At 66.5% G+C, this 20,579-nt stretch carries 21 protein-coding genes; 7 read left to right on the plus strand and 14 right to left on the minus strand.

The features are described 5' to 3' along the window. Window positions 1–44: 44 nt before the first annotated feature. The 3 genes from ASF30_RS13795 to ASF30_RS13805 form a co-directional block, all read right to left on the minus strand. The gene (locus ASF30_RS13795) at window positions 45–1,529 is read right to left on the minus strand and encodes an MFS transporter (protein ID WP_055907651.1); all 1,485 of its coding nucleotides are present in this window, start codon (window positions 1,527–1,529) and stop codon (window positions 45–47) included. Window positions 1,530–1,591: 62 nt separating this feature from the next. Next, entirely contained in the window at window positions 1,592–1,942 is a 351-nt protein-coding gene (locus ASF30_RS13800; RefSeq protein WP_157497401.1) for a DUF4286 family protein, read from the minus strand. A gap of 47 nt (window positions 1,943–1,989) precedes the next feature. Next, the gene (locus tag ASF30_RS13805) at window positions 1,990–3,624 is read right to left on the minus strand and encodes a flavin-containing monooxygenase (protein ID WP_055907656.1); all 1,635 of its coding nucleotides are present in this window, start codon (window positions 3,622–3,624) and stop codon (window positions 1,990–1,992) included. Between the two features lie 171 nt (window positions 3,625–3,795). Between ASF30_RS13805 and ASF30_RS13810 the strand changes: the two genes are divergently transcribed. Then, the gene (locus ASF30_RS13810) at window positions 3,796–4,734 is read left to right on the plus strand and encodes an SDR family NAD(P)-dependent oxidoreductase (protein ID WP_055908720.1); all 939 of its coding nucleotides are present in this window, start codon (window positions 3,796–3,798) and stop codon (window positions 4,732–4,734) included. 76 nt (window positions 4,735–4,810) lie between these two features. Here ASF30_RS13810 and ASF30_RS13815 read toward each other — a convergent pair whose 3' ends face one another. From ASF30_RS13815 to ASF30_RS13830, 4 genes are read right to left on the minus strand one after another with little or no spacing between them, the layout of a single operon-like run. Further along, a complete protein-coding gene (locus tag ASF30_RS13815; protein ID WP_055907659.1) occupies window positions 4,811–5,518 on the minus strand; it encodes a TetR/AcrR family transcriptional regulator in 708 nt (235 codons plus the stop codon). A 2-nt stretch (window positions 5,519–5,520) separates the two neighbouring features. Next, on the minus strand, window positions 5,521–6,006 hold the full coding sequence (locus ASF30_RS13820) for an HtaA domain-containing protein (protein ID WP_055907662.1): 486 nt from the start codon (window positions 6,004–6,006) through the stop codon (window positions 5,521–5,523). 2 nt (window positions 6,007–6,008) lie between these two features. Beyond that, a complete protein-coding gene (locus ASF30_RS13825; RefSeq protein WP_055907665.1) occupies window positions 6,009–6,638 on the minus strand; it encodes a carboxymuconolactone decarboxylase family protein in 630 nt (209 codons plus the stop codon). A 14-nt stretch (window positions 6,639–6,652) separates the two neighbouring features. Then, window positions 6,653–7,450, minus strand: coding sequence for an SDR family oxidoreductase (locus tag ASF30_RS13830; RefSeq protein ID WP_055908722.1), 798 nt, complete (start codon window positions 7,448–7,450; stop codon window positions 6,653–6,655). A 214-nt stretch (window positions 7,451–7,664) separates the two neighbouring features. Here ASF30_RS13830 and ASF30_RS13835 point away from each other — a divergent pair, with 214 nt between their 5' ends. Next, the gene (locus tag ASF30_RS13835; protein WP_162240766.1) at window positions 7,665–8,468 is read left to right on the plus strand and encodes an IclR family transcriptional regulator; all 804 of its coding nucleotides are present in this window, start codon (window positions 7,665–7,667) and stop codon (window positions 8,466–8,468) included. A gap of 103 nt (window positions 8,469–8,571) precedes the next feature. Continuing rightward, a complete protein-coding gene (locus ASF30_RS13840; protein WP_055907670.1) occupies window positions 8,572–9,513 on the plus strand; it encodes a PGAP1-like alpha/beta domain-containing protein in 942 nt (313 codons plus the stop codon). A gap of 77 nt (window positions 9,514–9,590) precedes the next feature. Here the strand turns inward: ASF30_RS13840 and ASF30_RS13845 are convergent, their stop codons facing one another. After that, window positions 9,591–9,863 (minus strand): hypothetical protein, encoded by a 273-nt coding sequence (locus tag ASF30_RS13845; RefSeq protein ID WP_157497403.1) that lies wholly within the window; start codon window positions 9,861–9,863, stop codon window positions 9,591–9,593. Window positions 9,864–10,323: 460 nt separating this feature from the next. Between ASF30_RS13845 and ASF30_RS13850 the strand changes: the two genes are divergently transcribed. From ASF30_RS13850 to ASF30_RS13865, 4 genes are read left to right on the plus strand one after another with little or no spacing between them, the layout of a single operon-like run. Continuing rightward, window positions 10,324–11,562, plus strand: a complete 1,239-nt coding sequence (locus tag ASF30_RS13850; protein WP_055907675.1) for an NAD(P)/FAD-dependent oxidoreductase — start codon at window positions 10,324–10,326, stop codon at window positions 11,560–11,562. A gap of 34 nt (window positions 11,563–11,596) precedes the next feature. Beyond that, window positions 11,597–11,920: a ferredoxin gene (gene fdxA / locus ASF30_RS13855; protein WP_055907678.1), complete on the plus strand. Its 324-nt coding sequence runs from the start codon at window positions 11,597–11,599 to the stop codon at window positions 11,918–11,920. Window positions 11,921–11,923: 3 nt separating this feature from the next. Then, complete coding sequence (locus ASF30_RS13860; RefSeq protein WP_055907683.1) at window positions 11,924–13,303, plus strand: FAD-dependent oxidoreductase; 1,380 nt, start codon at window positions 11,924–11,926, stop codon at window positions 13,301–13,303. Next, window positions 13,296–14,447, plus strand: coding sequence for an Mrp/NBP35 family ATP-binding protein (locus tag ASF30_RS13865; RefSeq protein ID WP_055908725.1), 1,152 nt, complete (start codon window positions 13,296–13,298; stop codon window positions 14,445–14,447). The genes ASF30_RS13860 and ASF30_RS13865 overlap by 8 nt, the downstream gene beginning before the upstream one ends. 85 nt (window positions 14,448–14,532) lie before the next feature. Here the strand turns inward: ASF30_RS13865 and ASF30_RS13870 are convergent, their stop codons facing one another. The 6 genes from ASF30_RS13870 to ASF30_RS13895 form a co-directional block, all read right to left on the minus strand. Then, the gene (locus tag ASF30_RS13870; RefSeq protein ID WP_157497405.1) at window positions 14,533–15,762 is read right to left on the minus strand and encodes a CaiB/BaiF CoA transferase family protein; all 1,230 of its coding nucleotides are present in this window, start codon (window positions 15,760–15,762) and stop codon (window positions 14,533–14,535) included. Beyond that, a complete protein-coding gene (locus ASF30_RS13875; protein ID WP_055907686.1) occupies window positions 15,759–16,907 on the minus strand; it encodes a thiolase family protein in 1,149 nt (382 codons plus the stop codon). The genes ASF30_RS13870 and ASF30_RS13875 overlap by 4 nt, the downstream gene beginning before the upstream one ends. Further along, window positions 16,900–17,325 carry a Zn-ribbon domain-containing OB-fold protein gene (locus ASF30_RS13880; RefSeq protein WP_055907689.1) on the minus strand — a complete coding sequence of 142 codons (426 nt, stop codon included), beginning with the start codon at window positions 17,323–17,325 and terminating at the stop codon, window positions 16,900–16,902. The genes ASF30_RS13875 and ASF30_RS13880 overlap by 8 nt, the downstream gene beginning before the upstream one ends. Then, the gene (locus ASF30_RS22315; RefSeq protein WP_157497407.1) at window positions 17,322–17,537 is read right to left on the minus strand and encodes a ferredoxin; all 216 of its coding nucleotides are present in this window, start codon (window positions 17,535–17,537) and stop codon (window positions 17,322–17,324) included. The genes ASF30_RS13880 and ASF30_RS22315 overlap by 4 nt, the downstream gene beginning before the upstream one ends. Continuing rightward, window positions 17,534–18,826 carry a cytochrome P450 gene (locus tag ASF30_RS13890; protein WP_055907692.1) on the minus strand — a complete coding sequence of 431 codons (1,293 nt, stop codon included), beginning with the start codon at window positions 18,824–18,826 and terminating at the stop codon, window positions 17,534–17,536. Before ASF30_RS13890 ends, ASF30_RS22315 begins: the two co-directional genes overlap by 4 nt. Window positions 18,827–19,081: 255 nt before the next feature. Then, window positions 19,082–20,575, minus strand: a complete 1,494-nt coding sequence (locus tag ASF30_RS13895; protein ID WP_055907694.1) for an aldehyde dehydrogenase — start codon at window positions 20,573–20,575, stop codon at window positions 19,082–19,084. Between the last annotated feature and the right edge of the window lie 4 nt (window positions 20,576–20,579).

A 20,579-nucleotide genomic window follows, 5' to 3' on the forward strand; every position in this document is an offset into this window, starting at 1 on the left:
CCGATACTGCGAGGCGCCGGGCGTGGACGCATGAGGCACGTCCATCAGGGAACGCGCACCGCAGGGCTCTCAGACAGCTCGAACGCTTCGTCCTGTGCAATCGCCTCGATGACCTCACCCCGTTGGTTCATCGGGGTCGACTTACGGATGGCGATGGTCGCAGCGAATGCCACGGCGCCGGCGATGATCACGAGGACGATCCCGGCGTTCCACGACTGGATCGTCGGCGCCGTGGTGTCGGGCACGGTGCTGGAGGCGAGGACGATCCCGATGACAGCTGTACCGATCGCACTGAAGATCGTGCGCCCGACCGTGAACGTCAGCGCGACGGCCTCGCTGGTGTCGCGGGCCGCCACGTTCTCGACGATGACGATCGGGACGCTCACGGTGATGAACACCGTCCCCACTGATCCGACCACGATCCCCACGATCGCGAGGGGCAGGTTGTGCACCGAGAACAGGAAGCTGGCGTACCCGAGCACGCCGAGCAGGATGCCCGCCGCCAGCACGAGCTTGCCCCCGCGCCTGCCTGCGACGCGGCCGGCCAGCGGCGAGAGGATGAACGCGATCGTCCCGGAGATCAGGCCGTACAGCCCCGCTTGGGTGGGCGTCAGGCCGAGCCCGACGGGCATCGTGGTCGGGGTCTGCTGCAGGATGGGGGTGAGCAGCGCCGGGGCCGAGAGGATGCCGATGGAGGCGAAGGCCGTGGCGACGAGGGTGAGCACCAGCGATCGGGTGCGGAAGAGTCGAAGGTTGAACATCGGGTTCTTGATCCGCAGCTCCCAGACGACCCAGAAGCCGAACAGCAGTCCGCCGACGACGATCAGCCCGACCACGACCGGACTGGCTCCCTGACTCCGGGAGATTGTGAATCCGAAGAGGATCGCTGCGATCGCGGGTGCCATCACGAGTGCCCCGAGCAGATCGAGCCTGCCGCCTTCCTTCACCGAGACGACCGACTTCGGCAGGATGAGGGCCACCCCGATCGCGATGACGGCCAAGACGGCCGAGACCACGAACATGCTGTGCCATCCGGAGGTCTGGAGCAGGATTCCGGCCGCGAGGGCGCCGACAGATCCACCGATCAGGCCGATTCCCGACGTCAGGCTGATGAGCAGGGGCACCTTGCGGGCCGGTGCGACCTCGCGGGCGAGGCCGATGAGAAGAGGGAACAGTCCTGCACTGGTGCCCTGGAAGGCACGGCCGATCAGGATTCCCTCCAGGTTGCCCGCGACGACGCTGATGATGGAGCCGGCGGCGGAGACCACCATGAGGATGATGAGGACCCTCTTTCGGCCGTAGATGTCGCCGAGGCGTCCCGAGATCGCAGCGGTTCCCGCGCCGACCAGCAGGAAGATCGTCACCACCCAGGAGATGGTGGCCGCGTCGGCCTTGAAGACACCCATGAGCGTGGGGATGGCTGCGTACATCATCGTGACCTCGAAGATCGGGGTGAGTTCGATGATCATGAAGATCGCGACGATCAGTGCGAACGGCCTGACCTTCGGCTGGTGTGTTGAAACGGACATTGTCGTGCTTTCCTAACGTCGTTGTCAGAGAGTGCGTGTGCTGTGGTGCGCTCCAGAGGTGGTCAGACCGCGGACGGGGTGAACGGGGCAACGATCATGGCGCTAAGGTCCATGGCGTCACTGGTGCTGAGCCCTGAGCTGAACATCCGGTTGCGGGCGTCGGATGCCGACCCTTCGACCTCGTAGATCGTCGCGTATCGGAACGGGGCCGCCCCACCCGGCTCCTCGGAGAGCCGAAGGGTTCTGGCCCCGATGAATCCAGGCAGCGCGAGGACTTCCTGAACGTGTGTGCCCCAGTACCACGTTCGGAACTCGTCGTCCCTGCCATCGACCGAGTTGACCAGGGTGATGAGGGATTCCCGGATCGCGAGAGCCGATTCGGCCTGGAGGTCGGGGGTGACGGCGTCGGTCATCTTCGCATCCTTCGTGTGGGTGTCGGAGGGGGTCTCAGCGCTCACCGTCAGACGCCGACCCGCTCGTCGGACGAGGCGAGCGCCCCGCCGAAGCTCTCCGTGGCCGTCATCTCGCCGAGCATCTCGTGGAGCTTTCCGCGGCCGCCCGGGTTGAGCAGGAACTTGCGAGGCTTGCCCACCACGTTGGCGCCGTAGTAGTGGCTGTGTTCGGCCGAGAAGATCGACAGCGGGGCGAGGGTCGCGACCATCGTCATCCAGGCCTCTTCGTGCTCGGCGGTCGGCTCGAAGCGGTCGAAACCGTGCTCGCGCGCGTAGACGAGCGTGTCCGAGATCCAGTCGATCTGGTCCTGCGAGTAGCGGGGGTAGTTGCCGCCGCCGGCGCCGTGCGGGCCGCCGGGGAAGAAGAAGTTCGGCAGGCGGTGCGCGCTGAATCCCGCGAAGTCGGAAGGCCCGTCCTCCCAATCCGTACTGAGGTCGAGGCCGTCGCGACCGACGACGCCCATCCGAGTGAGGGCGCCGGTGCCGAAGTCGAAGCCCGTGGCGTAGACGATGATGTCGTAGTCACGGTGGCCCTCCGTGGTCTCGATCCCCGTCGCATCGACGCGAACGAACGGCGTCTGGCGCAGGGAGATGAGCGAGACATTCGGTTTGTTGAACGACTCGAAGTAGCCCGCGATGAACGGCGGTCGCTTCGCACCGAAGAGGTGATCCGTCGGGATGAGCCGCTCCGCGGTGACGGGATCCGCGACGATCGAACGGATCTTGTTCGCAAGGAAGTCGCAGAACTCGAGGTTCACCTCGCGGTTGGTGGTCATGTCGTAGTAGTTCGAGGTGAGCTTTCCGAAGCCGGGCGCCTTCCAGATCTGCTCGTAGAAGGCCTGCCGCTGCTCGGGGGTGTCGTCGGTGGAGAACTTTCCCGCCGGCGGATGCATGAAGCCGGTCGGGCTCTGGGTGAGGGTCTGCACGACCTGGTCGAAGTTCTCGCTCAGCCACGCGCGCTTCTCCTCGGTCATCGGCGCGTTGTTGAGAGGGGTCGTCCACGTGGGAGTGCGCTGGTAGAGGTCCACCTGCGCAGCGATGTCCGAGATGGCGGGGAGGATCTGGCCGCCGCTCGGTCCGTTGCCGATGATCGCGACGCGCTTGCCAGCGAAGTCCAGGGGCTCGTGCGGCCAGGCACCGGTGTGGTGGCCCTCGCCCTGGAAGTCCTCGAGGCCCTCGATCTCGGGGTAGTGCGGCACGGAGAGGCCGCCTGTCGCCGAGATGACCCAGCGCGCACGGACGGTCTCTCCTGTCCCGGTCGTGACCTCCCAGCGGTTGCCATCGTCGTCCCAGCGCGCCGACACGACTCGTTGTCCCGTCTGGATGTGCCTGCGGAGGTCGAAGCGGTCGACGACGTGGTTCAGGTAGCGCTCGATCTCCGGCTGGGTCGCGAACTCCTCCTCCCACTTCCAGTCGTCGAAGAGTTCCTTCGAGAACAGATAGCCGTAGGTGTAGCTCTCGGAGTCGAAGCGAGCAGCCGGGTAACGGTTCCAGTACCAGACGCCGCCGACGTCATCGCCTGCTTCCAGCGTGCGTGCGGTGAACCCGGCCTCAATCGCCCGGTAGAGGGCGTAGATGCCCACCACTCCGGCTCCGATCACCAGAACTTCGACGTCGACTTCGTTGTCCGACCTACTCGCCATGCGAATCTCCCGCTGTGTCACCTCGACCTATCGGTCGGTGCTTGAATGTAAGCACAATCGCTGAATAGATTCAACATGGCTTCGTATTTGCTGGCATTCATGCCATTGATCGGGTTGTCAGATGTGAGCCAGTGTGATGAAATCACTCGACAGCACTTCAAGGGAGAAATGATGAACCAATCCGCTGACCTTCGCTTCGACGATCGGGTCGCCATCGTGACCGGTGCAGGCCGAGGCCTCGGCCGCGCCCACGCACTCCTGCTCGCCAAGCTCGGCGCCAAGGTCGTCGTCAACGACTTCGGCGGGTCGAAGGAGGGCGAGGGCACCGACACGGGTCCTGCGAACGAGGTCGTCGCTGAGATCGTCGCGGCGGGCGGCGAAGCCGTGGCCGACACGAGCGACATCGGTGTCGAGGCGAACTGTCATGCGCTCGTCGAGCGCGCCGTCGCCCAGTTCGGTCGCATCGACATCATCGTCAACAATGCGGGCATCTCACGCTGGGCGACATTCCCCGAAGCCGATGCCGACAACCTCGAACGCACACTCGATGTGCATCTGCGCGGAACCTGGCACACCACTCGGGCCGCTTGGCCGTACATGGAGGCGCAGGGCTACGGCCGCATCATCACGACGACATCGACCGGCATGCTCGGCCTGGCCGACAACCTGGCCTACGCCACCGCCAAGGGCGCCCTCATCGGCTTCACGCGCAGTCTCGCCGTCGCGGCCGCCCCCAAGGGCATCCTGGTCAACTGCATCGCCCCCAATGCCATCACCCGCCCGAGCCTGTCGGCCACCAAGCCCAACATCGTCACCGCGACGCCCGCCAACCCGGCACTGCTGCAGGCGATGGAGACCGGGCTCGTCTCTCCCATGGTCGCGTTCCTCGCACATGAATCGTGCCCGGTGAACGGCGAGATCCTCGTCGCTGGTGCCAACCGTTTCTCGCGGTGGTTCCTCGGCATCACTCCCGGCTGGCTCTCGGACGGTTCGCCGTCACTCGAGGAGATCGCCGACCACTGGGAGGAGATCAACGACCAGGACGGGTACTACGTGCCGGAGAGCCTCAACGACTGGTCGTCACGGTTCATGGCGCATCTGAGGGGCTGATCTCCACCAGGCCCGGGATCGAACCGGCGCGAGCAGCGACGAGCTGCTCGCGCCGGTTCGTTGTCGCGGCTGCGCGTCAGTCCGCGACGACGGCGCGCGGGTCGCCAGCGACGACGGGTGCGACCAACCCCGCACTCAGGTAGGCCACGAGGTCGTCGATGAGCACGTCCAGCTTCGTGGACTGCGTGCGCCTCTGCTGCGCAGCCTGGTAGCGCGCGAGAGTGTGCACGCCGCTGGTCAGGGTGACCCACCACCGCTCATCGAGAACCGCCACAGGAACCTCGGGCGCCAGGCGCGCGATGAGGGCGCGCAGGGTGACGACGGATGCCCCTGTGTGCACACTCTGGCGTCCCTCGTAGCCGCCCTCTTCAGTGATGAGCATCGACAGGAATGCCAGGTAGTGGTTGTCGGGCTCGATGTGGATCGCGAGCGGACGCACGAACGCGCTGACCACGTCGGCGACTGTCGGCGTCTCGCCGCCGACCGCCAGGCCGGCGACGATGTCAGCACGCACGACTTCGCTCTCGCCGCCTCGCGCCTCCATGATCGCCTGGACCAGTGCGTCACGGTCTCCGAAGTGGTATTGAACGGCTGCGTGGTTGCGCTGTCCGGCCTCAACGCCGATGTCTCTCAGCGGTACCGCTGAAATCCCGTGCTCGGAGAACAACCGCTCGGCAGCCGCCAGAATGAGCTGACGAGTCGCCTCGCCGCGCACGTTCCCTCGATCATTCGACGGGCGGCGGCTGACACGGCCCGGACCGAGATCCGACACGGATTGAGACATGCTTACGAATCTAGCGTCAACCGGATTCCGATCGGTGCCATAGGAGTGCCTGCCGCGTAGACGGTGCCGAAAAGATCGACCGCGGATGCCGCAAGCTGCGTCCCGATCTCGGGCCACACGAGCCCGGCCTCCGTCTCACTGTGAGCAGCCGGCTCGAGGGCGACGACGGCGAGCAGTTCGTCCGGGTCGCCGACGATGTGCGTGGCGAGCACCCCGCCATCAGGCCCGATGACGATCTCCGGGTCGGTGACCAGTACGTCGAGGAGACCGTTGTGGGCGAGGAAGTGCACGGAGCCGGAGAAGGACATCCGCCAGTCCGCGCCTTCTCTCACGGCTCGCAGCAAGGGGAACGAGAACACTCCGTCGTCGCCCTCGACAGCGCCACCTGACACCGTGTGCGTACCCTTGGCGATGACAGTCACGTACCGGATGAGCGAGTCGCGCACAGCCCAGCGCAGGGCGCTCTCGGTGGCTGTTGCTGTCGTCATCGTCAGCGCCCCGCCGACGGCTGGTGATCGGCAGGGAAGCCCGTCATTCCGGGCTCGAGTTCGAGGCCGAGATTGCGGAACGCCATGCAGTGCATGTCGTATGTTCCGATCGTGAAGACGAAGTCGATGAGCTGCTGACGCTCGAACTGCGCCTCGAGAGCGGCCCAGGTCACCGCCGAGATCAACTTGTCTCCCGTGACCATCTCGTCGATCGCCCGAACGACGGCGGCATCAGCGTCGGACCAGTCCGGCGCATCCGGACCGACGGAGAGAGCGGCGATCTCGGCCTCGGTGAGGGCGCCCGCCGCCTTGCTCATCCACACGTGCTGCGCCCATTCGTACTCGCCATAGCCGAGCCAGGTCGTGCGCAGGATGGCGATCTCGCGGATGCGGTCGGACAGGGTGGAGTGGCGCAGGTGGTTCGAGAAGGGCATCCAGCCCTTGATGAAATCGGGATGCCAGGCGTAGATGCCGAGGATGTTGGCCTTCGGGCGTTCGACGGGCCCGTCCGCGGGTACGCCACCCGGGGCGTGTGCGCGGAGAACGGAGAATGCCTCGTCGACTTCGGCGGTCCAGTCCTCGGTGGGTCGCGGCGGGATGCGTGGGGTGACGGTGGTCGTGGTGTCAGTCATGGTCGTGTTCCTGTTCAGCCGATGAAGGATCCGCCGTTGACGCTGAGCGTCTGGCCTGTCACGTAGCCCGCTTCGTCTGAGACGAGATAGGAGACGGCGGCGGCGATGTCCTCGCCGATTCCGACGCGGCCCACCGGGATGTACTTCGCCATGTCGTCGGCCGAGGGGATAGTGCCCGCGGCGCGCTTCTTGGCCACACTCGGCGTATCGACTGATGATGGTGCGACCGTGTTGACCGTGACGCCCTGCTTGCCGAACTCGACGGCGAGCGCCTTCGTCATGGCCATCTGACCACCCTTCGAGGCGGCGTAATGAGCCATGCGCGGGGCACCGCGCTGCGCACTCGACGACGAGATGAGCACGACACGACCCCAGCCTGCGCTGATGAGGTCGGGCAGGCACGCCTGCACGGTATTGAAGGTGCCGGTGAGGTTGATGCCGAGCACGGTGTTCCACTGCTCGAGGGTCATCTCGAGGAAGGACTGCTGCGGCGCGACGGCCGCGTTGGCGACGACGACCGAGATCGGTCCGAGATCGGCGCGGATGGCGGCGAGCGCCGCGTCGACCTGGTCACGGTCGGCGACATCGGCGTCGTAGCCGCGGGCGTCGCCACCGGCGGCGATGATGCCCTCGGCGGCGGCGGCTGCAGTGCCTGGGGTGCGTCCGATGATTGCGACCGCGAATCCGTCGTGTGCGAGCCGTTCGGCGATTGCGAGTCCGATTCCGCCCGCGGCACCGGTGACTACGGCGACCCTGCGCCCGCGTGTGCTCTCGCTCTCCGGTGCTGACACCGGTGCTTCTGTGATCGTCATGCTTACGTCCTCTCCATCGAAGACCCGGATGCGCTGGGAGCCGGCTCGCCGTGAGAGGCCGCGTGATCCGAGGTAGAAGTTGTTCAACGGAACAAGTGTTCTTTTGAGCAACTGCAATAGGATCGCTTGCGCCCCTCACCGTTGTCAAGCCGACCGGTCGGGGTGCATCAGATGGACGAACGAACGAACGGCGGCAATGGGTATGGCGACGGATGTGGCTGCGATCGATTCGGGCGACGCAGGGCGACGCCGCCAGCCACTCGCCCGTGGCATCGAACTGTTGACCTACATGGTCGAGAGCACCAAGGATGCCCACGGCGTGCGCGAACTCGCCGGCCGTCTCTCGGTGAGCCCGAGCACGGCCCACAGGCTCATCACCGATCTCGAGAAGCTCGGCCTGGTGCGCCGCGCCGAGAACGGCAGCTCCTACCGCCTCGGGCTCGAGTTCCTGCGGCTCGCGTGGCTGACAGTCGACCGTTACCCCTCGGAGGAGCTCGCACTGGGCGTTCTCCACGACCTCGTGGAGCAGACGGGCGAATCGGCGTTCTCTGCGCTCTATGACGACCAGCGTCACCAGATGATGTTCACGACAACCGTCGAATCGTCGCATCCGCTGCGATACTCGCTGCCGATTCAGCAGTGGATGCCGCTGCATGGCGGTGCGAGCGGTCTCGCGATCCTCGCGTTCCTACCCGAGAAGACCCAGCATGAGATCGCGCACAGCAAGCTCGCCCAACTCACCCCCGACACAGTCACGGACCCCGACGTCCTCTTGGGACGTCTCGAACAGATCCGAACAGACGGATACGCCATGACCCGCGGGGAGCGCATCGAAGGCGCTGTGGCGGTCGCCGCTCCAGTATTCGGTCTCATCCCGGGATCAGTCGCCGGCGCAGCCGGCATCTCGATCCCCGAGCAGCGGTTCGATGTGTCGAAGATCGAGAAGCTCGCGCTCCAGGTACGTCAGGCCGCGGCGCAGATCTCCGCGAACATCAGCGGCCAGCAACTGGAGCGCTGAACCCCGCGCCCTGGCAGCGAGGGCCCTGGGTGTCGATTTCCTGTGTACCGGGTGCGGTCGCGGCGGTAGCGTGGCTGGTGCCCGATGCCCGGTAGGGGGAAGCATGTCACGCGCTGTCGTTCTCGTGTCCGGTGGCGCTGCCGTCACTCCCTTCACCACACCTGATGCCGCCGCCGGCGCTGGCCTTCCCGCGGGCAACACCATGACCGCGCTCAGATCCCACCTCCTCCAGCGCAACTTCGCTGCCTACACGGCGCCCGCCCGCATCGGTCGGGGAACCGTGACAGAAGACCTCGGATGGCAGGGATTCTCGTCGGTTCCCGAGGTGCTGCCCGCGGATATGACGATCAACGCTGTCGGCCACATCGAAGATGCCGGGGCGGCGCTGAATGGGTTCCTCGACCACCTCGCGGACACGTACGGGGTGGATGAGGTGGATCTCGTGGGGCACTCGATGGGCGGACTGTTCTCTCGGGCGGCGATCCCCCACACCCTCGACGCCGCGTCGGCTGTGACCGTCCGCAGCCTGGTCACGTTGGGGACACCGTGGACTGGGGCGATCCTCGGCGACTACTGGAGCGGTGACATCACGGTGACCGACGCCCACGGGGACGCTGTTGCCGTCCGCATCCTCGAAGACTCTGAAGAGTTCGCCCGCGAGAACAACCAGGGCGCCGCCGATGACGCGGGTCGGCGATTCCTTGCCAGTGCGGGTGGTTGGAACGACCGGCAGGCTGGCGCACTCACGGGAACACCCGTCACCGTGATCGCAGGCGACTACTTCGACGCCTACAGCTCACCGGACATCCTCTGGCCACATGACGGGTTGGTGACGGCCACGAGCGCGCTCGCTCAACGTGTGCCCGGCACAGTGCTTCCGCATCGAACGGAGCATCGATTCCGTGACGTGCACAGCATCTTCGTCGCTGACTCCGTGCAGTTGCCGTGGGAGCGGGCAATCACGTGGGACCCGGAGGTGCTCGCCATAGTCGGTGACGCACTGGAGGACGCCGACCGCGGCAGTGATCACCACGAGGCACCGTGAATCGTCCTCATTCGCCGTGAGAGCCGACAGAGTCGGCGTCGAGCACCGCGGACGTGGGGCTTGCCCGGCGAGGCACCCTACGTCGCCGGCGTGACCTCGACGGTGAAGTGGACTTCGTCGCCACTGGTGGAGTTCTTCATCTCCACGTCGGTCGTGCCCTCCTTCTTCGCCTCGAACCCGGGGTTGAATGTCGCACTCCCATCGTCCTTCCCGGGCGTGAAGGTGAGGATGTCCTCGTCTGCGATGTCCGCGGTCCAGTCGGCATACGTTTCGTCGTCGCCGGTGATGTCGAGTGTGCCACCCTCGGGCACCTGAACGGTCGTACCGTCGATGGTGGAGAAGTCGGCCATGGCGGGAGGGAGGACGCTCGGATCATCGCTTCCTCCGCTGGAGCTGCACGCGGCAGTCGCCAAGATGCAGGCGGTGATCATGATCGTGGCGAGAACGCGTCGGCCGAGAAGCATGCGTGTTACCCCCAATGTAGGCACGTTCGGTCACGATAGCACCGCCCCGATGCTGGCGCCCAGGGCGATTGCGTCGGGCCGAGAACTCGGAGAACGATCCCGCGCAACGACGCGCCCCCATCACCCTGATTGACCAAAGTGGCAACCAGCGGGCGGGGGTGTTCACGTTCGGCGCTCAGTTGACACCTGAGCGGCTCCGGTTGATACTGGTGTTGCGTTATAGCGATCTTCCGTTCCGTTCAACGAACGGTCCGGGAGATCGATAGTCGCGATTCCCAGGCCGCCGCCGACGTCGGATTCGACGTTCGGCATCCCCGGCCCTGACAAAGACGTTAGGACTCAGACCATGACCGGACTCGGCGATTCCCGCCACGTCGTCGTCGTCGGCGCTTCCCTTGCAGGCACGCGAACCGCGCAGAACCTCCGCGCCCTCGGCCACACCGGCCCCATCACGCTGATCGGAGCAGAGGCAGAGCTCCCGTACGATCGGCCGCCACTGTCGAAGGACCTGTTGGTCTCGGACTGGTCCGACGAGACCGTCGAGGGATTCCGCCTCGCGACGTCGGCTGAACTCGATGATCTGAACCTCGACCTGAGGCTCGGCGTCGCTGCGACAGCGCTCGACCCCGACACCCGACAGGTCACCCTCGCCGACGGAGCGAGCGTCGACTACGACGTGCTCGTCATCGCCACCGGTGCAGCTGCGCGCCCCTCTCCGTGGCGTCCCGCCTCGGGCCTTCTCCAGTTGCGCACACTCTCGGACGCCCGTGCGATCGCCGCGCGCCTGGCACTGCGCGAGCCCGTCGTCGTTGTCGGAGGAGGTTTCATCGGCACCGAGATCGCCGCCGCCGCCATCAAACTCGGCTGCCCAGTCACCGTCGTCGACCCTGTCGCGGAGCCCATGACCCGGATCGTCGGCCCCGAGGTCGCCGGCAGCCTCGTCGACCTTCACCGAGCCAATGGAGCAGCCACCCGTTTCGGCGTCGGCGTCGTCGACATTCGCGGGGAGGCCGGTGCGCTCACGGTCGTGCTCGATGACGGCAGTGAATTGACTGCGTCCACGGCGATCGTCGGAATCGGATCCGTCCCCGGCACCGCGTGGCTGGAGGGCTCGGGCCTGACCCTCGACAACGGTGTGGTGACCGACGCGCGCCTCCGCGCCATCGGCGTCGACGACATCTACGCGATCGGGGACGTCGCCCGGTGGCCGCACCCCGGTCTCGGCGCCCATCGAGCCGAGCACTGGACCAACTCGAGCGACCAGGCGCGCTTCGTCGCAGCCGCGATCGCCCAGGATGCCGTCCTCGAGTACTCCTCGACCGACTATGTCTGGTCCGACCAGTACGACTGGAAGGTGCACACCGTGGGTTGGCGCGATCCCCAGGGAAGTTCCGTCCTGGTCGGCGATCTGGCCGCAGACGGACGCGTCGCCGTTGTGCACGCTGATGCCGATGGCAACGCGTGTGGCGCGGTCACCATCAACTGGGTGCGCGCCCTCAACCAGGCCAGACGACTGCTCATGGCCGGCGACACCGCCGAGGCGATTGCCGAGCAGCTCGAGCAACTCACCGTGCGCGCGGCCTGATCCGTCGTACACGGCAACAGAAGGAAGGAACCCCATGGTTTACGTGGTCACCGAAGCCTGCGTCGACGTGCAGGACAAGAGCTGCATGCAGGAGTGCCCCGCAGACTGCATCTTCGAGGGCGGGCGGATGACGTACATCAACCCCGACCTCTGCATCGACTGCGGCGCGTGCGTCGCCGCCTGCCCTGTCGACGCGATCTTCTACGACGCCGAACTGCCGGCGGAACACGAGTCGTTCATCGGGATCAACGAGCGGTTCTTCTCCGAGACCGTCACCCCCAAGAGCGGTCGCAAGGCCGGAAAGATCGACTACGACGTCGACGTCATCGCGGGCTTCGCCCCGCGCGAGGAGGCCTGATCCATGTCCGTCACCCGTGTCGCCGTCGTCGGCTCCGGCCCGTCCGGTGCCTACACCGCCCAGCTCCTGACCGAGGAGTCTGAGACTCCCGTCGAGGTCGATGTCTTCGACCAGCTGCCGACGCCCTTCGGTCTCGTTCGCTATGGCGTCGCCCCCGACCACCCCAGGGTGAAGTCGATCTCCACCTCCTTCGCCGAGGTGTTCGAAGAGACGCCCGGCCTGCGCTTCCTCGGGAACGTGTGCGTGGGCACCGACGTCTCGATCGACGAGCTGCGTGCGCACTACGACGCTGTCGTGTTCGCCAACGGCGCTCCACTCGACCGCAGACTGGACGTGCCCGGCGAAGAACTCGCCCGGGTTCACGCCGTGCGCGAGTTCGTCTCGTGGTACCAGGGTCACCCCGACCAGTCTGCGGACGCTTTCGTGCTCGACGGCAAGCGCGCTGTCGTCATCGGCGTCGGCAACGTCGCACTCGATGCGGCCCGGATGCTCGTGCGCGAGGTCGACGACCTGCGCCGCACAGACATACCCGAGCACATCGTCGAGGCATTCGCCGACAGCACCTTCGATGAGGTCGTCGTCATCGGACGCCGGGGACCCGCCTTCGCCAAGTTCACGAACAAGGAGTTCATCGAACTCCTCGAGGTCGAGAGCACCGATGTCATCGTCGATCCGGCCGATCTGGAGCTCGACGCCGAACAGCAGGCGCACATCGACGCTGATCCCGCAGCTCGTCGGCTCCTGGCGACCTTCCAGAAGGCCGCCGATCGTGGGTCGCTCGGGCGCAGCAAGACGATTCGATTCCTCTTTGACCGCACCCCGGTCGCCTTCGTGAGCGATGAGGCCGGCGGGGAGCCCGCTGGGACGGTCGCCGGCATCCGCCTGACCAAGACGAGCGATCCCTCCGTGATCGAGACGCTCGAGGCGCAACTCGCCCTCCGATCCGTCGGCTACCTGGGCAAGGCCATCGACGGACTGCCCTTCGACGAGCGAACTGGAACGATCCCCCACCGCGACTCCCGCGTCGTCGACGGTGACGAGATCGTGCAGGGGGTGTACGTCGCCGGCTGGATCAAGCGTGGCCCCAACGGCGTCGTGGGTACGAACCGCAAGTGCGCCCTCGAGACCGTGACATCGATTCTGGAAGACATCGCCGCGCGCGGTGGCGTGTCGAGCGCGACGAGTGCCGAGGCCATCGATGACGTCCTCCGTTCACGCGGAGTCGGTGTCGTCGACTGGAATGACTGGCGAGCCATCGAGACCGCCGAGGTCGCCGCCGGCACGGCGGTCGGTCGGGAACGCGTGAAGCTGTACGTGCGCGAGCACATGCTCCGCGTCGCTGCGGTAGGCGGCGAGCTCGCGGGTGTTCCAGCCCATGCCTGACACTGCTCTCGACGCAGTAGCCGCCGTGCTGGAGGCGGTCGGCGCCGTCACCGATCCGGAACTGCGCCGACCGCTCGGCGAGCTCGGGATGGTGCGGGATGTCTCGGTCGCTGACGGCGTCGCCTCCGTCGGCATCCTCCTGACGATCGCTGGATGCCCGATGGCGCAGAGGATCGAACGAGACGTGCGGTCTGCTGCGGCCACCGTCGACGGCATCCGCGACGTCCAGGTCGACGTCGGGGTCATGACGGACGAGCAGCGGGCCGGACTCGTCACGCTCCTGCGGAAGGGCCGGCCGCAGGCTGGCTCTCCGTTCACCGCTGAATCACTCACCCGGGTCATTGCCGTGACCAGCGGCAAGGGCGGTGTCGGCAAGTCGACCGTCACCGCGAACCTCGCCGTCGCCCTCGCAGCACGAGGCCTGCGTGTCGGCCTCATCGACGCCGACGTGCACGGATTCTCCATTCCCGGACTGCTCGGGCTCATCGACGACGGGCGCGTCATCCGTCCCACCCGGGTCGATGAGCTCATGCTTCCTCCCATCGCGCACGGCGTGCGTGTCGTGTCGATCGGGATGTTCCTCAAGCCGGGTACCGAGGGTTCCGCTGTGCCGTGGCGCGGCCCCATGCTGCATCACACTCTCGAGCAGTTCCTCACCGACGTGTTCTTCGGCGATCTCGACGTGCTGCTCATCGACATGCCACCCGGTACCGGCGATGCGGCGATCTCGGTGGGTCATCTCCTGCCGCACGCCGAGGTGCTCGTCGTGACCACCCCGCAGCAGGCAGCGTCGGATGTCGCCGTTCGGAGCGGTCTCCTCGCCCGGCAACTCGGGCAGAGGGTGATCGGCGTCGTCGAGACGATGTCGCCCTCCGTGCTCTCCGACGGAAGCGTCTTCGAGCCCTTCGGTTCCGGAGGCGGTTCCGCCGTCGCCGACAAGCTGTCGGCACTCGGAGACCCGGCCGCCCGCATCGCCTCGATCCCCTTCAGCTCTGTGCTCCGAACGAGTGGGGATGCCGGCCTTCCCGTCGGCATCGGACATCCTGATGACCCCGCCGCGCGCGCCTTCACCGACCTGGCGGACGATCTGGCCATCCGTCCCCGCGGCCTGTCCGGCCGGAAGCTGCCGTTGTCCGTCGGATGACGAAAGCCCTGTCCGTCGGATGACGAATGCCCCTGCACCAACGGCGCAGGGGCATTCTCGTCAGCTCTCGGCTGCGGCGGAGTCCTTATCCGGCGAGGCTCGCCACTGTCTGTGCGCCGACAATGCCGGCCGTCACGAGGGCCGTGACCTCATCGTCGGTGTAGCCGAGCTCCGCCGTGAGGATGCGCACGGAGTCCTGCCCGAGGGCGGGCGGATACACGGGTTCGACTTCGGTCGTGTCGACGAACCGGATCGGTGTCGCGACGTTCTCGAACTCGGCCGACTCGTTGCTGACGGTGAGGAGGGAACCGTCATCCGCGGCCCGCGCATCACCGAGCGCTTCGAGCACGTTCTTGACCGGGGCAACGGGAACCGACGCAGCGGTGAGGAGTTCGACCCACTCCGCGGCCGGCCGCTTCATGACTCTCGACTCGAGGATCTCCGACAGGGCGTCCTTGTTCGCCAGTCGCCGCGCAGCGTCCACGAAGCGCTCGTCGACGATCAGTTCCTCGACTCCGAGTACGCGGCAGAGGTCCTCCCACATGCGCGGCGTGTTCGCGGTGACGACGAACTCCCGGCCGTCCAGACCACGGAAGGAGCGGTAGGTCGCGATGGAATCGTGAGCGGCGCCCTGTGGACCCGGCGCGACTCCATTGAGGTTCGTGTAGAGCGCCTGATACGACAGCATCGCCAGCTGTCCCCTGAGCATGGATACGTCGACTATGCGGCCACGCCCCGTCTCGCTGCGGGCGTGGAGCGCCGAGAGTATGCCGATCACGGCATACAGGCCGGCGACGACATCCCCTGCCGGGATGCCGAGCCGTGCGGCCGGAGATCCGACGTGGCCGTTCAGGCTCATGACGCCGCTGAGAGCCTGGACGACCATGTCGTAGGCCGGCCGATCGCGCCACGGCCCCTCTTGACCGAATCCGCTGATCGAAGTCCAGATCAACGCCGGGTGCTCTTCGAGCAGCCGCTCCGGTGCGAGGCCGAGTCGTGCCGTCACGCCTGGACGGAAGTTGTCGATCACGATGTCGGCACCGGCGATCAGCCGCTCCAGAACCTCTCGGCCCCGCGGCGACTTAAGGTCGAGCGCGATGCTGCGCTTGTTCCGGTTGTTGGCGAGGAAGTAGGCACTGTCGCCGTCGAGCTCCGGACCGGCGATCGCACGGCTCGAATCGCCCGAGAGCGCCTCGACCTTGATGACATCCGCGCCGAGATCGCCGAGCAGCTGCGTGGCTGACGGACCCGAGAGGAACGTCGTCAGGTCGATGATCCGGATGCCGGTCAGCGGCGGCCGCTCTGGCGCGCTCACGCTGCCTCGAAGATGTGGATCGTGCAGGCGCCGTGGTCCAGCCCCGCCGTGCCGCCGCCGGTGACGTGGGTCATCGCCCACCGTGCGTCGTCGATCTGGCGGTCGCCTGCGGCGTCGCTGAGCTGCCAGAACGCCTCCGCGACCTGGGCGACACCGCTGGCACCCACGGGGTGCCCCTTCGAGAGCAGCCCACCGCTGGGATTGACGACGATGTCGCCACCGAAGGTGGTCTTGCCGTCACGGATGAGATCCACGGCACGACCGCGCTCCGCGAGGCCGAACGCCTCGTAGTACACGAGTTCGGCGATCGAGAACGCGTCATGGAGTTCGATCATGTCGAGATCCTTGGGCTCGATTCCCGCCAGGGCGTAGGCGTCGCGCGCGGAGTGCGCGCTGATCTCCGGCATCGTCATGTCCCGGAAGCCCTCTTCGACATGTCCGGAGTGCAGCACCGAGGCGGCTACGCGCATGCCCTTCGTCGCACCGAGGCGATTGCGTGCGCGCGCCGACGCGAGTACGACGACGGCGGCGCCGTCACCGGTCGGGCAGCACATCAGCAGGGTGAGCGGGTCGGCGACCGGCCGGGAGGCCAGGACCTCTTCGACGGTCACTTCCTTGCGGAACTGTGCGAAGGGGTTCAGTGCGCCGTGCTTGCGTGCCTTCACACTGACGAGGGCCAGGTCCTCGGCGGTCGCCTCCGTCTCGTGGAGGTAGCGTGTTGCTCGCATCGCGTAGACGGCGGGCATGACGATGCCCTGCTTCACCTCGCGGTCCTCGGGTGAGAGTGGCAGAGTGCCGCCGCCGAACTGGGTGAGTTTCTCGACACCGATCACGACGGCGACATCGATGAGCCCCTGTGAGATCGCCGTCCAGGCCTCGTGGACGGCGGTCGCGCCGCTCGAACACGCGTTGTCGACGTTGACTGTCGGCACGGTTCCCAGGCCGATCTCCTTGCAGATCCGCTGGCCCGTCATCATGCCGCCGTAGGAGTGGCCGACGTAGACGGCGTCCACGTCGGACTTGTTCACGCCGGCACTGCGGAGGGCGTCGATGAGCGGTGCGACGGCAAGGCCGACGTACGAGGATGTGCGGTGCTTGCCGAACGGGATCATCGCCGCCGAGACCACGAAGACGTCTTCAGTCATTTTCTTTCTTCCTGTCTCGAGCGCGGTCCACGGGGGCGAAGAACCACGCATCGCCGTCGACGACCAGTTCCACGCGAAGCCCGGGAACCAGCGGAATCGTGTCTTCACGCAGATCGGCGAGGGTGCGAACGTCGTCGTCCAGATCGACGTAGCCGAGGGGGCGCACCCCATCCGCACCAACGTGCAGACGTGTATAGGAATAGAGCACTCCCGTCGTCGGAAGTGCGATCCGGCTGACCTGGGTGCTGACGCACGAGCTGCAGACGACGCGCTCGCCGAGCATCGCGCGGCCGCAGTCGTCGCACCGCGTGCCGATGAGCCGCGGCCCATCGGGGAACATCCCGAGCAGACCGTCGTTCTCCAGGTCGGCAACCGGCAGGGAGACGATCGCTTCGGTCGCCACTGACGTCGCGCTCATCGGGCATCACCTCCGGATGCCGCCGCTGCCCGTGCGATGGCACGGGTCGGGCAGACGTCGATGGCCATCTGGATCTTGTCCTGGCCGTCACCGGCCGCGTCGAGCACCACGGCGATGCTGAGGTCGTCGAGGTCGAAGGTCGATGGTGCGTAGAACGTGCACTGCCCGGACCCCATGCAGCGATCGCGGTCGATCGTCAGTGCGTCGGTCACGATGCATCCTTCACGGTGTACTCGAGGTAGAGGTGCGTGTGGCCGCGGAACTTGTAGCTGCTGATGAGGTCCCATTCGCGGGCGTCAGCCGTCCCGTGGTGCCACTCGTCGATGCTGATGCTCGAGGTGCGCTCCAGGAACCGCTGGATGGTGAAGACGGCTTCTGCGCGAGCGAGGGGGGCACCGGGGCACGTGTGGATGCCGCGGCCGAAGGCGAGGTGTTGGCGGGCGTTCGGACGCTCGACCTCGAACTCCGTCGGGTTCTCGAAGATGCGCCCGTCGCGCCCGGAGGCACCGTTGAGCAGCATCACGACGGTGCCGACGGGAAGGTCGAGACCGCCGATCTCGGTCGGCCGCTTGGTGATGCGGAAGGAGCCCTTGATGGGCGCTTCGACTCGCAGAGTCTCCTCGATGAACTTCGGGATGAGCGAGAAGTCCTGGCGCAGGCGTTCCTGCAGTTCCGCGTCGTCGGCGATGCGTTGAAGAGTGATGCCCATCAGCTGCACCGTGGTCTCCTGACCGGCGGCGAAGAGGTTGGATGCGATGCGCGCGACCTCGATCGGCTGCGGGAGCGTGCCGTCGGGGAAGGTCGCGAGCGCCATGCCGGTGAGCACGTCATCCTGCGGCACGGCGCGACGCTCCTCGATGCGGGCCACGAAGTAGTCGTAGAGGCTCTCGAGGCGGTTGTGGTGAGCCGTCTGCAGCTCGAGGTTGCCCAGCGTCGGACCGGGCTCGGATGCGAGCAACTCGAGCAGCATCGCATGGTCGTGCTCTGGCACCCCGAGCAGGTCGGCGACGGCGAGGATCGTGTAGCCCTTGCAGTAATCCCAGATGAATTCTGACTTGCCCAGAGGCAGGATCTCATCGAGGAAGTGGTCGGCGGTGTCCTTGAGGAACTGCTCGTTCTCCTTGAGGCGCTTCGGCGTGATCAGTCCCATGAGGATGGCGCGGTGATCCGTGTGAACTGGCGGATCGAAGGTCACGATCTGGTCGTTCGTGGAGAAGTACTCGCGGTGCTTCTCGAGGATCTCGCTGATGTCATCCCCGACGAGTTCGACAGGAAGATCCACGACCGGTCCACCCGTGCGGTTGATCGAGGAGTACACCTCGGGCTGGTGGTAGACCTGCAGGGCCTCTTCGTAGCCTGTGACGATCACCACGCCGTACTTCGGCTCGCGGAAGACGGGGTGGTTGGCCAGCATGTAGTCGAAGTAGGGCTCAGCCTTCGCCGCGACGTCGGCATCCGTGAAGAAGTCGGTCTCCGTGGGATTGATCTCGACGGTGGTCATCTGCGTATGTTTCCTCTCTCTGAGCACTCGCGGTGGCTCTGAGAGGCCCGCTGAGGCTCCGGTGATTCAGCATGATCGGCTGCGGTCGCTGCACCACATCCGCCGCGCTTCATTGCGTTGCGTTTGGTTGTAAGGAACGGTTGTACTGTAATACGATACAGCAAGTTTCGTTCCGCATGGGTGGAAAAACAGGGTGGGAGTCCGGGGAGAGGCGCTGTCCCGGCGCACGTCGTGCACGCCGGGACAGCACAGGACTCACTGGAAGCGGCTGGGGGTGCCGTCGAGCAGGACCGTCTTGGATTCCAGGTACGGGAAGACGCCCTGGATGCCGCCTTCACGACCGACGCCGGACTGGCCGAAGCCGCCGAAGCCCATCCGAGTGTCGGTCTTGAATCCGTTGTGGCCGACAGTGCCGGAGCGCAGGCGGCGCGCCACCTGGTAGGCCCGGTCGACGTCGTTCGTGAACACGGCGTTGTTCAGCCCGTACTGGGTGCCGTTCGCGAGTTCGATCGCATGTTCCTCGTTCTCAGCGGGGATGACCGAGAGCACGGGTCCGAACAGCTCCTCCTGCGCGATGGTCGAGCGATTGTCGACGTTGGCGAAGACCGTCGGCTCGACGAAGTAGCCGCGATCGAGGTGGGCGGGACGTCCGCCACCGGTGACGAGAGTCGCGCCCTCCGCTATGCCCTTCTGGATGTAGCCGAGCACGCTCTCCTGCTGCTTGGCCAGCGCGAGCGGGCCGAGCTGGGTCTCGGGGTCGAACGGGTCGCCGACGCGAACCGAACCGAATGCGGAGCCCAGTGCCTCGGCCATCTCGTCGTGCCGCGCCTTCGTCACGATCACTCGCGTGAGCGACATGCAGACCTGCCCGTTGAGCGAGCACTCCTGCTGCGCGATGGCGGCCGCCGCCGTGGTGATGTCGTAGTCGTCCAGGATGACGGCAGCCGACTTGCCACCGAGCTCGAGGGTGTAGCGGGCGAGGCGGGCGCCGGCGACGCCCGCGATGTGCCGGCCGACTGCGCTCGAGCCGGTGAAGGCGATCTTGTCGACCCGCGGGTCGGCGACGAGCTGCTGTGACACGTCGCGGTGTCCGTTGACGACGTTGAGCACACCGGCCGGCAGGCCGATCTCGTCGGCGATCTCCGCGAGGATGAGCAGCTCACCCGGCGCCTCGGGCGGCGCCTTGAGCACGACGGTGCAGCCGGTGAGGAGTGCGGGAGCGATCTTGTACGCCGCCAGGGACAACGGGGTGTTCCACGGCACGATGGCGCCGACGACGCCGATCGGCTCGTTGACGACAGCACCGAATGCCGCGAACTCCGGGGTGTCGAGCGTCACCCACGGATAGCTGTCGGCGAGGTCGGCGTAGTACTCGAAGAGAGCGGGCACTCTCGAGATCGAACCGAGCGACATGCGCCAGGTGGGTCCGGTCTGACGAGTCCAGAACGTCGCAGCCTCCTCGGCGCGCGCACGCAGGCCTGCCGCGAGCTTGCGGAGGTACTCCGCGCGCTCTCGCGGTTCCAGGAACGACCACGTCGTGTGATCGAAGGCATAGCGGGCGGCTGCGATGGCCGCATCCATGTCCTGGGGGGTGGTCTTGGCGACTCGGAAGAAGGCCTCCTCGGTTGTGGCGTCGATCACCTCCAGGGTTTCGTTGCCGGCCGGGGCGACCCACTGGCCGTTGATGTACAGCCTGTCGGGGTGCTGCAGGCTGATTGCGGTCTCACGGACCGTGAGTACGTCGGTCACGTAT

It is taken from the genome of Leifsonia sp. Leaf264 (assembly GCF_001422325.1).
In the GTDB taxonomy this organism is placed as follows: domain Bacteria; phylum Actinomycetota; class Actinomycetes; order Actinomycetales; family Microbacteriaceae; genus Orlajensenia.